Annotated in this window: 11 protein-coding genes and 1 riboswitch; of the genes, 6 read left to right on the top strand and 5 right to left on the bottom strand. The window is 72.1% G+C overall.

Features of this window, described 5'->3' with window-relative positions; genetic code table 11:
• Window positions 1-12: 12 nt before the first annotated feature.
• A complete protein-coding gene (rpsR, locus tag ACYBSK_RS17315; RefSeq protein ID WP_457478003.1) occupies window positions 13-249 on the top strand; it encodes a 30S ribosomal protein S18 in 237 nt (78 codons plus the stop codon).
• 22 nt (window positions 250-271) lie between these two features.
• Here rpsR and ACYBSK_RS17310 read toward each other — a convergent pair whose 3' ends face one another.
• From ACYBSK_RS17310 to ACYBSK_RS17300, 3 genes are all read right to left on the bottom strand, one after another.
• Window positions 272-1,537 (bottom strand): amidohydrolase, encoded by a 1,266-nt coding sequence (locus ACYBSK_RS17310; RefSeq protein WP_460246738.1) that lies wholly within the window; start codon window positions 1,535-1,537, stop codon window positions 272-274.
• Between the two features lie 79 nt (window positions 1,538-1,616).
• Window positions 1,617-2,405: a class II aldolase/adducin family protein gene (locus ACYBSK_RS17305; protein ID WP_460246737.1), complete on the bottom strand. Its 789-nt coding sequence runs from the start codon at window positions 2,403-2,405 to the stop codon at window positions 1,617-1,619.
• Window positions 2,402-3,382, bottom strand: coding sequence for a C-terminal binding protein (locus ACYBSK_RS17300; protein ID WP_460246736.1), 981 nt, complete (start codon window positions 3,380-3,382; stop codon window positions 2,402-2,404). Before ACYBSK_RS17300 ends, ACYBSK_RS17305 begins: the two co-directional genes overlap by 4 nt.
• Before the next feature lie 178 nt (window positions 3,383-3,560).
• Between ACYBSK_RS17300 and ACYBSK_RS17295 the strand changes: the two genes are divergently transcribed.
• Complete coding sequence (locus ACYBSK_RS17295) at window positions 3,561-4,460, top strand: Lrp/AsnC family transcriptional regulator (protein ID WP_460246735.1); 900 nt, start codon at window positions 3,561-3,563, stop codon at window positions 4,458-4,460.
• Window positions 4,461-4,800: 340 nt separating this feature from the next.
• Here ACYBSK_RS17295 and ACYBSK_RS17290 read toward each other — a convergent pair whose 3' ends face one another.
• Complete coding sequence (locus ACYBSK_RS17290) at window positions 4,801-5,391, bottom strand: hypothetical protein (protein WP_460246734.1); 591 nt, start codon at window positions 5,389-5,391, stop codon at window positions 4,801-4,803.
• Window positions 5,391-6,485: a baeRF3 domain-containing protein gene (locus tag ACYBSK_RS17285; protein WP_457477995.1), complete on the bottom strand. Its 1,095-nt coding sequence runs from the start codon at window positions 6,483-6,485 to the stop codon at window positions 5,391-5,393. Before ACYBSK_RS17285 ends, ACYBSK_RS17290 begins: the two co-directional genes overlap by 1 nt.
• Window positions 6,486-6,667: 182 nt before the next feature.
• On the opposite strand from ACYBSK_RS17285, the gene ACYBSK_RS17280 reads away from it, so the two are divergent.
• From ACYBSK_RS17280 to cynS, 4 genes are all read left to right on the top strand, one after another.
• Window positions 6,668-8,119, top strand: coding sequence for a basic amino acid/polyamine antiporter (locus tag ACYBSK_RS17280; RefSeq protein ID WP_460246733.1), 1,452 nt, complete (start codon window positions 6,668-6,670; stop codon window positions 8,117-8,119).
• Between the two features lie 48 nt (window positions 8,120-8,167).
• Window positions 8,168-9,430: an arginine deiminase gene (locus ACYBSK_RS17275; RefSeq protein ID WP_457477993.1), complete on the top strand. Its 1,263-nt coding sequence runs from the start codon at window positions 8,168-8,170 to the stop codon at window positions 9,428-9,430.
• Window positions 9,431-9,460: 30 nt separating this feature from the next.
• Window positions 9,461-11,647, top strand: coding sequence for a hypothetical protein (locus tag ACYBSK_RS17270; protein WP_460246732.1), 2,187 nt, complete (start codon window positions 9,461-9,463; stop codon window positions 11,645-11,647).
• Between the two features lie 123 nt (window positions 11,648-11,770).
• Window positions 11,771-12,217 carry a cyanase gene (gene cynS, locus ACYBSK_RS17265; RefSeq protein WP_457477991.1) on the top strand — a complete coding sequence of 149 codons (447 nt, stop codon included), beginning with the start codon at window positions 11,771-11,773 and terminating at the stop codon, window positions 12,215-12,217.
• A 28-nt stretch (window positions 12,218-12,245) separates the two neighbouring features.
• A riboswitch (cobalamin riboswitch) is annotated at window positions 12,246-12,447 on the top strand.
• Window positions 12,448-12,485: the final 38 nt, after the last annotated feature.

The following is a 12,485-nucleotide window of genomic DNA, read 5'->3' as shown; positions in this document are numbered from 1 at the left end:
AAAGGACCCGACATGCCCCGCTCCCGTATCCCCCGCAAGCCCGCCAAGCCCCGCCCGAACCCGCTCGACGCGGCCGGCATCACGTACGTCGACTACAAGGACACCGATCTGCTGCGGCAGTTCATCTCCGACCGGGGCAAGATCCGCAGCCGCCGGGTCACCCGGCTCACGGTGCGGCAGCAGCGCCAGGTGACGGCCGCTGTCAAGAACGCGCGGGAGATGGCGCTGCTGCCGTACTCCAGCAGGTGAGTCCGGCCCGCTGACGGCCCGGTCACTCCTTTGGCGCGCCCAGCCACGCCAGAGCGGCCGCAGTCAGCGCGCGCACGCCCGTGTCGAGGGTGGGCCGCGGGGCCGGGGCGAAGTGCGGGCTGTGGTTCACGGGGACGTCGGAGGTGAGACGGCCCGCCGTGAGCGCCTTCTCGTACGTCGCCGGGTCGGTGCCGCCGATCCCCCAGTACGTGAAGGGGACGCCGAACGCCTCGGGGATGCGGCTCATGTCCTCGCTGGCCGGCTGGGCGTCGATGGTGTGGGCCCGCTCGCCGAAGTGCTCGGTGAAGGCCGCGGCGACGGCCCGGGTCGGCGCCTCGTCGTTGACGGTCGGCGGGAAGGCGGCGAGCGCCTCGAACTCGGGGTCGCGGACCGCTCCGGACGCGGCGGCCTCCGCCCGCACGATGCGCTCGACGGCCGCGCGGACCGCGGCCCGCGTCTCCTCGTCGTAGGTCCGGACGTTGAGGTGCAGCTCGGCGCGGTCGGGGATGATGTTCGGCCCCGTGCCGGCCAGGATGGCGCCGACGGTGAGGACGGCGGGGGTCGCGGCGGCGATTTCGCGGGAGACCACGGTCTGGAGCCGGACCACCGCCATCGCGGCCATCACCACGGGGTCGACGGCGTTCTGCGGCATGGAGCCGTGGGCGCCGCGCCCGTACAGCGTCACCTTCGTGCTGTCGGCCGCGGCGAGGAAGGAACCGGGGCGGATGCCGACGTAGCCCGCCGGGTACGGCAGCACGTGCTGGGCGAGGACGACGTCCGGGCGCGGCGAGCGGTCGACGAGGCCGTCGGCGACCATCGCGTCGGCGCCCGAACCGTCCTCCTCGGAGGGCTGGAAGAGCACCACCAGCGTGCCCCGCCAGGCCCCGGGCGCCCGCGCCATCAGCCGGGCGAAGCCGAGCATCGAGGCCACGTGCACGTCGTGGCCGCAGGCGTGCATCACCGGGACCGTCGTGCCGTCGGCGCTCCGCCCGGTGGCGGTGGAGGCGTACGGCAGGCCCGTCGCCTCGGCCACCGGCAGGGCGTCCATGTCGGCGCGCAGCAGCACCGTGGGCCCGGCGCCGCCGCGCAGTACGCCGATCAGGCCGGTGCCGCCGATGCCCTCGGTCACCTCGAAACCGTCCGCCCGCAGGGATTCGGCGGCCTTCGCGGCGGTGCGGTGCTCCTGGAAACCCAGTTCCGGGTGGGCGTGGAGGTCCGTGTAGAGCTCCTCCAGCCAGGGGCGGATCTCGTCGAGTGGCTTCAGGACGGTGTCGGTGGCGCCGCTCACGGAAGTGGTCCCTTCGTCGGGGCGTCCCCAGCACGGGGCGTCCTCTTCAGTAGAACCCGCTCACGGCGCCACCGCCCGCTCAGTCCTTGTAGTCGGGGGCGATGCGCTCCACGAGCCGCAGCAGGGCGCCCCAGGCCAGGTCGTAGCCGATGTCGTCCGCGAAGTCCGAGGCGGCGCCGCCCTCGCCGGTGAGCTGCTGAGCCGTGTACTCGCAGACCTGCTCGGAGGGGATGATCAGCCCGCCGCCGGCCTGGGCGGTGACCTGGATCTCGCAGGCCTTCTCCAGGTAGTACATGCGCAGGAACGCCTGCTTGGCGCTGTCGCCGACGGTCAGCAGGCCGTGGTTGCGCAGGATCAGTGCGGGGTGCGTGCCGAGGTCCTCGACGAGGCGCTGCTGCTCGTCCAGGTTGAGCGCGACGCCCTCGTAGTCGTGGTAGCCGACGCGGTTGTGGAACTCCATCGACATCTGGTTGACGGGGAGCAGTCCGCCCTGCTGCGCGGCGACGGCGCAGCCCGCCTTGGTGTGGGTGTGCAGCACGCAGTGGGCGTCGGGGCGGGCCTTGTGGATCGCGGAGTGGATCACGAAGCCGGCCGGGTTGACGGGGTGCGGGCTCGGCTCGACCGCGTTGCCGTCGAGGTCGATCTTGACGAGGTTCGAGGCGGTGATCTCCTCGAAGAGCAGGCCGTAGGGGTTGATCAGGAAGTGGTTGTCCGGGCCCGGCAGGCGCTGCGATATGTGCGTGAAGATCAGGTCGGTCATGCGGAAGTGCGCGATCAGCCGGTAGACGGCGGCCAGTTCGCGGCGCAGCCGCAGCTCCTCCTGGGCGGCGTCGTCGGCCGTGACGGGGGCGGTGAGGGTGTCGGTCACGCGAGGGCTCCTTGGGTGCGGGTCGTGGGGTCGACGACGGGGGTGTGCGGGCGTCCGGTGGTCCACCAGGCGATGACGTTGCGCGCGGGTTCGGTGACGTAGGCGCGCTGCGAGGCGTCGGAGAGGAAGGCGCTGTGCGGGGAGAGCAGCAGGCGGGGGTGGGTGCGCAAGCGGTCGTCGGCGGCCGGTGGTTCGACCGGGAAGACGTCGAGCGCGGCGCCCGCGAGGCGGCCGGCGTCGAGGGCGCCGAGCAGGGCTTCGGGGTTCACGAGGTCGCCGCGCGAGACGTTGACCAGGAGGCTGCCGGGCCGCATCCGGGACAGCAGGCCGGCGTCGACCATGCCCTGGGTCTGCGGCGTCGAGGGGACGTGCAGGGAGAGGACGTCGGCCTGCTCCACGAGCGTGTCCAGGTCGAGGCGTTCGACGCCGTCCGGCCAGTTCGTGGCGCGCGGGTCGTACGCGGCGATCCGGCCGAAGAGGGGCGCGGCGATCCGGGCGAACGTCCGGGCGATGCGGCCCATACCGACGAGGCCGAGCGTCAACTCGCTCGTGCGGCGCGGCACTTCGCCCAGGTCGGTGCTCCAGCCGCCGGAGCGGACCACGGCGTCGGCCTGCGGCAGGCGGCGGGCCAGGGCGAGCGTCTGGGCGAGGGCGTGCACGGCGACGTCCTCGGTCGCGGCGCCCGGCAGGTTCGCCACCCACAGGCCGCGCCGCTCCGCCTCGGCGACATCGACCATGTCGTACCCGGCGGACATCGTGGCGAGCATCCGCACCGCGGGCAGGTGGTCGAGCAGGTCCGCGTCCACGCGCGCGTACCCGACGATCAGCGCGTCCGCGTCGTGCGCGACGGCGGCGATCGCCCGCGGGTCCCGGCTGCCGGCGATCCGCACCTCCCAGCCGGCGTCGGCGAGGAGCCGGACCCCCGGCGCGGGGTCCAGTTCCTCGGTGTCGGTGATCACGACGACGGGTCGCGGCACACCATCCTCCAATGACATCAGGAATGATTCGAACGACTTACGGGGATTGAACTTACGTTTCGACTGCTCACCTTGTCCAGACCGGACGAGACGACCGCTCGCACCATGACCGAGAATGAGCGCGCACCCCGGCCGGTCCTCGGCCGGGCCGCAACCGAACCGCCGAGGGGAACAGCACGTGGATCTCGACGAGACCGACCTGGGCATCGTGCGCGAGTTGCAGGCCGACGGCCGCCTCACGTACGAGACCCTCGCCCAGCGCGTGGGCCTGTCCCGGCCCGCGGCCCGGATGCGCGTCCAGCGGCTCCAGGAGTCGGGCGCCGTCCGGGTCGTGGCGATCGTGCACCCGGCGGTGCGCGACCTGTCGGCCTCCGCGCACCTGGCGATCGACACCGAAGGGCCCGCGGGTCCGGCGGCCCGCGCGATCGCCGCGCTCCCCGAGGCCCCGTTCGTGACGCTGACCAGCGGGCGGCGCGCCATCATGACGGAGCTGCGCACCGCGGGCTTCGGCGCGCTGGAGCGGACCATCGAGCGGATCCGGGCGCTGCCGGGGGTGCGGGCGGTGGACGCGCTCGTCGCGACCCGCCACGTGAAGGACCCCTATCTCCTCACCCGGGAGCCGACCGTGAGCGCGCTCGACGCGCTGGACGAGCGGATCCTCGCCGAGCTGGAGGACGACGGCCGCCTGGCCTTCGCCGAACTGGCCGCGCGCGTCGGCCTGTCGGCGGGCGCGACCCGCGCCCGCACCCTGCGCCTCCTCGACGGCGGCGTCGCCAAGGTGGTGGCCCTGGTCCGCCCCGACGTGCTCGGCATGGGGTACCTGTGCGGGTTCAGCCTGCGCGTCGACGGCACGGCGGCGGACGTCGCCGAACGGGTCGCCGCCTTCGAACGCGTGACGTTCCTGTCGACGTGCCTGGGCCACGCGGAGCTGGTCGGCACGATCACCGCGGAGTCGTTCGCGGCGGTGCGCGCCACGATCGAGGACATGCGCGCACTGCCCGCCGTACGCGAGGTGGAGAGCTGGCTCCACCTCGAACTGATCAAGGAACGGTACGACCTGGGGCCGCGCACGGACTGATCCCGGGCACGTGACGTGTCGCGGCCGCGGACAGGATGCCCACGGCCGCGACGCCCGCCGGTGTGCCCGTCTAGGGCCCTTCTGGCGGATCAGGCTGGGCCCGGGAGGCCGCATCGTTCGGCTCCGCGAGCGGGGTAATGGGGCCTCCCCTGCTCGAGCGAAGCCGAGAGCTCGGGGAAGCGTGCAGCTGCAAGGCGGAGGAGGGCGGCAACGCGAGGGGGTACCTCCCGCCCGAGCCTGGCGGAGCCTGGTTCGAGGGTGGGGGAGTTGGCAACCGACGACAACGCCGCAGATGTGCGTGCCAGACCCCGCGACTCCAGCAAGATCCGTCAGAAGGGCCCTAGTACCGCTGCGCCTTCGCCACACTCGCCTTGAGGTGCGGCTCCGGGGGCTTGGAGCTGATGGCCAGCGGCTGTGCGCGGTCGCCCGCCTTCAGGTCCTCGGCGCCGACGACCTTCGACTCGACGAGCTTGCCGTCGGGGTCGGTGAAGTCGACCTGCACGGCGTAGGAGGCCGTCTTGTCGGTGGTGTTGGTGATGTTGACGACGACGGCGCGCACGCCCTGGGTGTCCTTGAGGCGCTTGCCGGTCAGTTCGACGTCGCGCACCGCGTTGCCCTTTCCGTCGGCCTTGTCGAGCTGCTTGGTGAACTCCTGGCGCTTGCGCTCGACGTTGGCCGAGACCGACTCCTCGAAGGCGCTGGCGCGCGCCGAGGCCGACTTGGCGGCCTCGGAGGCGGAGGCCTTGATGGACTCCTTCTTCGACTCCAGCGCCGAGGGCGGGGTGCCGGAGAACCTCGACGCGTCCGGTGAACTGGCGGTGGCGCTGGCGCTCGCGCCCGTGTCCTCGCCGCTGTCGCTGCCGCACGCCGCGAGGGCCAGCGCGCCCGCCAGGGCGCACGCGGCGGTCGCGAGTGTCCTTCGCCCGCGCATCAGAACCTCAGCACCGCGGCGACGCGCCCGGCGTCCGCGAGGGTGTCGTCGGGCACGAACACCACCTCCGCGCCGGTCTCCAGGGCGGACTCGACGACCTCGTCGACGATGTCGTGCACGGCGTCGAGGTCGTCCTCCTCGGCCGGTTCCAAATGGCCGTCGCCGGCCCGCACGGTGATGCGGTAGTTCTCCTCGACGACGAGCCGACGGATCCGCCCGTCCTGGGCCTCCTGCCACACCTCATCGACGCCGGCCGCGTACTTGTTCTCGCCGCGCGCCTGCTCCAGCTGGTCGAGGGCCTCGGCCACGGCCAGCCGCGCCGCCTCCTCGCGGGCCGGGGCGACCGCCTGCGCGACCTCGTCCGGGGTCGCCTGCGCGAGGCCGCCGACCGGCACCTCGACCGCGTTGTTCGCGACCGTGCCGACGTCCGCCAGGAGCGCCAGCGCGGCCGACTCCCCGGTGACGTACAGGCGCCGGGGCTCGTCGCCGAGCAGCCGGCTCAGTGTGCTGTCCGCGTCGCGGAAGAACTGGCGGGTCTGCTCGTCGCGGAAGGTGCTGGGCAGGTCGCCGACGCGTTCCTTGCGCTCGGCGTCGGAGTCCTCGAGGCTGCGGGTCAGCGGGAAGCCGTGCGCCGTGTCCTCGGTGACGCGTTCGCCCCGGCCGTCCCACAGCGCGACCCGGTCGGCGGCCAGGGTCAGCACCCAGTAGGGGCGGCGGGCCGCGTCGGCGGCGACGAGGTTGCGGGTGAGGAAGGTGTCGGCCAGCACGACCCGCTCGGGGACGGCGCGGTCGACGACCCATGTCTGGTGCTCCCCGGGCGCCGCGAAGACGACGAGGCCGTCGCGCACCTGGGCGGGGTCGATCTCCTGGACCGCTGCGCGCAACTGCTCGACGACGTCCTCCTGCACCTCCTTCGTCACGCCCGGATCAGCGGCGAGCTGGCGCTCCGCTTCGCTGACCAGGTTGCCGAGCCGCACCGGATCCTGACTGTTCTCCGGTGGGCGCCGGTGGGTGGGCATCGCGAGGGAGACGGCCGGATAGGCGCGCGGCTCGCGCAACTCGCGAAGGATCTCCGGACTGAGTGACGCATGCATGGCTGCTTGTCCTTCTTCAGAGACGGCTCGCACCATGCTGCCCATAACTCGCAACATCGGCCATTCGGAAATCAGGCCATGGACCACTCGTACATCTGCAAAAGATGCGTTACCCAACATCTCGGTAGAAAACTGTTGCCCCAGCAGTCCGGTTCCACCGCACCACGACCGAAGGGGTCGAGATGGAGCAGCAGGCCTCTTCGGAGTCCGCGTCCTCCGCACCGCCCGTCAAACTGGCCCTGTTCACGCTCACCACGATGGTCATCGGCTCCATGGTCGGGGCCGGGGTGTTCTCCCTGCCCGCACGGTTCGCCGAGCAGACCGGGGTGGCGGGGGCGCTCATTTCTTGGGCGATCGCCGGTACGGGCATGCTGATGCTGGCCTTCGTCTTCCAGTCGCTCGCCGTCCGCAGGCCCGATCTGGACGCGGGCGTCTACGCGTACGCCAAGGCGGGCTTCGGCGAGTACATCGGCTTCTTCTCCGCCTTCGGCTACTGGGCCAGTTCGTGCGTGGGCAACGTGACGTACTGGGTGCTGATCATGTCGACGATCGGCACGATCTGGTCGGGGCTCGGCGAGGGGGACACGGCGCTCGCCGTGATCCTGTCCTCCGTCGGCCTCTGGGCCTTCTTCCTGATGATCCGGCGGGGCGTGAAGGAGGCCGCGGCGATCAACAGGATCGTCACCGTGGCGAAGGTCGTACCGATCGTGATCTTCGTGATCCTGGCGCTGGTCTTCTTCGACCCGGGCGTGTTCGCCGACAACTGGGGCGGCGCCGACTACGCGGGCTCCCTGTTCAGCCAGGTCAGGGGCACGATGCTCGCCACCGTCTTCGTCTTCCTCGGTGTGGAGGGCGCGAGCGTCTACTCGCGGCACGCCAAGCGCCGCGAGGACGTCGGCAGGGCGACGATCCTCGGCTTCCTCAGCGTCTTCGCCATCTTCGCCTCCGTGGTCATCGTGTCGTACGGGATCATGCCGATGAGCGAGATCGCGGAGCTGCGGCAGCCGTCGATGGCCGGGGTCCTGGAGGAGGCGGTCGGCACCTGGGGCAAGGTCTTCATCAGCGTCGGCCTGATCGTGTCCGTGCTCGGCGCCTATCTGGCCTGGACGCTGATGGCCGCCGAGGTGCTGTTCGTCGCCGCGAAGGACGACGACATGCCGCGCTTCCTCGGCCGCGCCAACCGGGCGGACGTGCCGATGCCCGCGCTGCTGATGACGACGCTGCTCACCCAGGTGGTGCTCGTCGTCACCGCGTTCTCCGACGACGCGTTCAACTTCGCGCTCGACCTGACCAGCGCGCTCTCCCTCATCCCGTATCTGCTCGCGGCCGCGTTCGCCGCGAAGATCGGCATGCGGCCCGATCCGCTCACCACGGGCGGGCGCACCTCGGGACGTGAACTGACGATCGCGTGGGTCGCCGTGCTGTACACGGCGTTCCTGCTGTACGCGGCGGGGCTGAAGTTCGTCCTCGTCTCGCTGATCTTCTACGCCCCGGCCACCGTCCTGTTCGTCATGGCCCGCCGCGAGCAGGGCCGGCGGATCTTCTCGCCCCGTGAACTCGTGATCCTGGCCGTCTCCGTGATCGGCGCCGTGCTGGGCATCGTCGCGCTGGCCGCCGGCTGGATCAGCCTCTGACCGCACCTCATCCGTCCCGTCCGTCCCACCGCCTCCGGGAGGCACCCCGTGACCGAGCCCGACAGCACCGCCCCCGCCCCGTACGGCGTCCACTCCGAGGTGGGCCGGCTGCGCAAGGTCCTGGTGTGCGCGCCGGGGCTCGCGCACCGCAGGCTCACGCCGACCAACGCGGACGACCTGCTCTTCGACGACGTGATGTGGGTGGAGAACGCCCAGCGCGACCACGCCGACTTCGTCAACAAGCTGCGCGGGCGGGGCGTCGAGGTCGTCGAGCTGCACGAGCTGCTGGCGCAGACGATGGCGATCCCCGAGGCCAGGTCGTGGCTCCTGGACCGGAAGATCGTGGCGAACCAGGTGGGGCTCGGCCTCATCGACGACACCCGCGCGTTCCTGGAGGGGCAGGACCACCGGCAGCTCGCCGAGTACCTCATCGGCGGGCTCGCCACCACGGACCTGCCCGACGACTACCGCTCCCCGTACGTGTCGCTCGCCCGTGAGTCCACCGGGGTGCGCGAGTACCTGATGCCGCCGCTGCCCAACACCCTCTACACGCGCGACACCACGTGCTGGCTGTACGGCGGGCTCACCCTCAACCCGCTGTACTGGCCCGCCCGGCACGACGAGACGCTGCTGATGAAGGCGATCTACCAGTTCCACCCGGACTTCGTGGGCTCGACGGTGTGGTGGGGCGATCCCGAACGGGACTGGGGGCAGGCGAGCTTCGAGGGCGGCGACATCATGCCGGTCGGCAAGGGCGTCGTCCTGATGGGCATGAGCGAGCGCACGTCGCGGCAGGCCATCACGCAGGTCGCGGCGTCCCTGTTCGAGCGCGGCGCCGCCGAGCGGGTCATCGTCGCCGGGATGCCGAAGCTGCGCTCCGCGATGCACCTGGACACGGTCTTCACGTTCGCCGACCGCGACATCGTGACGCTCTACCCGAAGATCATGGACGCGGTGCACACGTTCTCGCTGCGGCCCAGCGACAAGGCCCCGGGCCTGGAGATCACCGACGAGGGCTCGGCGGCGTTCACCGACGTCGTCGCGAAGGCGCTCGGCATCGGCGATCTCCAGGTCATCGAGACGGGCGGCGACGTGTACGCCTCCGAGCGCCAGCAGTGGGACAGCGGCAACAACGCGGTCGCCCTGGAGCCCGGCGTCGTCTTCACCTACGACCGCAACACGCAGACGAACACACTGCTGCGCAAGGCGGGCGTCGAGGTCATCACCATCGTCGGCGCCGAACTCGGCCGGGGCCGCGGCGGCGGTCACTGCATGACCTGCCCCATCAGCCGGGACCCGGCCGACTACTGACGCGGCCCCGGCACCGGTACCGTCAAGGGCATGGAGAAGGTCGCGCTCCATCCGCTGCTCCGCGTGGTGGCCCTCGTCGTGGCCGCCGTCTCCACGCTGACCGTGTGCGTCACCGCCACCGTCCGCGGCACGCTCCTCGAACCCGGCTTCCACGCGGCGGTCCTCGACGAGCAGCACGCCTACGACCGGCTCTACAACGAGGTCCTGGTGGATCCGGAGGCGGCCCCCGTCACCCGTGACCTGCTCGCCGGGCTCGCCGTGCCGGAGGCCCAGATCACCTCCAACGTCAAGCTGGTCCTGCCGCCGGACACGCTGCGGGACCTGACGCGGCAGCAGATCGACGCGGCGGTCGGCTATCTGAACGGCGACCGTGACGAGCTGCGCCTCGTCGTCGATGTGCGTCCGGTCCTGGCGGGCCTCGGGGACCTGGGCCACACCTACTTCGGCGACCTCGTCGCGGGCGTCCAGAACCGCTCCGAGCCCGACTTCGACCGGTTCCGTCGGACGCTCGCCGACGACGTGCGCGAACTCGCCGCCGGGCGGGCGCCCGAGAGCCTGCCGAACCTGCCGCTGACGCCCGACCAGGCGGACCGGGCCGCCGACGCGCTGCTCGCCCTCGTACCGAAGGGGCAGCGCGCGCAGCTGCGCCCGGAGGTCGGGACGGCGCTCGCGGACGGGGACGTCGGCACCGCGCTCGCCGCCGTCGCCCCGGCCCTCGTCACCGAGCGCACCCAGGACGCGGCGGCCCAGCTGCGGTCGCTCGTCGACGGCGGCCGCTGGGACCTGACCGACACCCTGGAGGCGTCCGGGAACGACCTGACGGGGCTGCGCGAGGTGCGCCCGTACACGGCGGTCGGCCTCGGGGTGCTCGAAGTCGTCGCGGCGGTGCTGCTGTTGCTGTCGCTCGTGGCGCTGTGGCTGCTCGGTCCGCCGCAGACCGGGCGCCGACTGGTCCTCCTCGGGATCCCGCTCGCGGCGGGCGGGGCGCTCACCGCGCTGGCCGCGTGGGTGACGCGTCTGATCACCGACGGGCGGCTCGTCGCGCCGCCGGACTCGTGGCCGCCGAGCCTGGCCCGCCTCGTCGACGACGTGCAGCGCGCCGCCGTCGGGCACGTCACCGCGACCGCGCTGTGGGCCGCCCTCGTCCCCGTGCTCGCCGGGGCCCTGCTCGCCGGGGTCGGCCTGCTCCTGCGCCGGGAGCCGACGGGCCGGGTCCCGCGGGTGGCGCGGGAGCGGCTGGGGTCGCCGCGGCGGGCGGTGGGCCTGGGGTTCGGGGCGGCGTGCCTGGCGGTCGCGGGGATGGTGCTGATGCCGCTGGCGTCCGCCCCGGCTGCCGCCCGTGTGTGCGGGGGCAGCGCCGAGCTGTGCGACCGCCCCTACGACGAGGTCGCGTTCCTGACCACGCACAACGCGATGTCGACGACCGCGGACCACTTCATCGGGCCGCTCCAGGACCCGGGCATCGGCACGCAGTTGGACCAGGGGGCGCGTGGGCTGCAACTGGACACCTACCGCTGGGAGACGCCCGAGCAGATCACCGAGCGGCTGAACGCATCCGACTTCACGGCGGAGCAGCGGGCGCTGGTGCGCTCCGCGGTCAACACGGTCAATCCGCCGCGCGAGGGCATGTGGCTGTGCCACTCGGTGTGCCGGGCGGGGGCGATCGGCCTGGTGCCGACGCTGCGTGAGCTGGGCGACTGGCTGAAGGCCCACCCCGACGACGTGGTCACGCTGATCATCCAGGACGCGATCCCGGCCGAGGACACCCGCGCGGCCTTCCGGCAGGCCGGGCTCGACGGACTGGTCCGCCGCCCGGACCCCGACCCGGCGAAGCCGTGGCCGACGCTCGGCGAGATGATCGACAGCGGCCGCCGTCTCGTGGTGTTCGCGGAGCAGGCGGACGGCCCGGCGCCCTGGTACCGCAACTTCTACCGGTACGGGATGGAGACCCCGTTCGCCTTCCGCAGCCCGGACGAGATGAGCTGCGTCCCGCACCGCGGCGGCGACGACAAACGCCTCTTCCTCCTCAACCACTTCATCACCAACAACGGCGGCAGCCGTATCGACGCGGGCGAGGTCAACGCGCGCCGCTACGTACTCGACCGGGCGCACCGCTGCGAACGCGCGCGCGGCAGGCCGGTCAACTTCGTCGCCGTCGACTACGCCACGATCGGCGACGCCCAGGGCGCGGTGGACGCGCTCAACGCCGAACGGTGACACGGCGGGTGGGCAGCGGGGCGTACCGCCGTGTTACCCGCGGCGAACACGCCGGACCGACGGCCGTAACAACGGGTCGGTAGGTGTCGGCCGAGACCGTACGCACCCACCACAGGAGTCGCCGTGATCGACCGCGCCGAAGCAACCCGTCGTGTCCTGGCCGCCAAGGAGAGCGCCGGGCTGTCGTTCGAGAAGATCGCCGAGACCGTCGGCGCGCACGAGGTGTGGACGGCGTCCGCGCTGCTGGGCCAGAACACGATGAGCCGGGACCAGGCGGCCCGCGCCGGGGCGCTGCTCTCGCTGGACGACGAGACGGTCGCCGCGCTGTGCCGCGACGCCTCGCGCGGCTCGCTGGACACCCCTGTCCCCACCGACCCGCTGGTCTACCGCTTCTACGAGATCGTGCAGGTCTACGGCACCACGCTGAAGGCGGTCATCGAGGAGAAGTTCGGCTCCGGGATCATGTCGGCGATCGACTTCTCGATGGACGTCGCGCGCAGGGAGGACCCGAAGGGCGACCGCGTGGTGGTCACCCTGGACGGCAAGTTCCTGCCGTACCGGACGTGGTGAGCGACCGGCGGGGGGCTTGGTGACGGTGTGATAGTTTCGCCGAGCCAGTCGTACCTTTGTGCGTTTTTGCATGCACACGGGTCAGGGAATCCGGTGGGAATCCGGAGCTGACGCGCAGCGGTGAGGGTGACGGGCGGAGCCACTGCCACTGGGCCGTATGAACCGGCCTGGGAAGGCGCTTCGCTCGGACGACCCCGAGTCCGAAGACCTGCTGGCGGCCTCCGGCGCCGCGTGGCGCGGGGGGTGTCCGTCCGTCGGCTCCGCGTTC

The sequence above is a fragment of the Streptomyces sp. BYX5S genome, assembly GCF_054724165.1.
Note: the sequence above shows the minus strand (reverse complement) of the source record. Positions and strands in the feature narration are given on the sequence as shown.

Bases quoted from the DNA above. Each gene is read 5' to 3' on its own strand.
- ACYBSK_RS17290 (WP_460246734.1), bottom strand. From the start codon at position 5,391: ATGCGCGGGCGAAGGACACTCGCGACCGCCGCGTGCGCCCTGGCGGGC.
- ACYBSK_RS17280 (WP_460246733.1), top strand. From the start codon at position 6,668: ATGGAGCAGCAGGCCTCTTCGGAGTCCGCGTCCTCCGCACCGCCCGTC.
- rpsR (WP_457478003.1), top strand. From the start codon at position 13: ATGCCCCGCTCCCGTATCCCCCGCAAGCCCGCCAAGCCCCGCCCGAAC.
- ACYBSK_RS17285 (WP_457477995.1), bottom strand. From the start codon at position 6,485: ATGCATGCGTCACTCAGTCCGGAGATCCTTCGCGAGTTGCGCGAGCCG.
- ACYBSK_RS17270 (WP_460246732.1), top strand. From the start codon at position 9,461: ATGGAGAAGGTCGCGCTCCATCCGCTGCTCCGCGTGGTGGCCCTCGTC.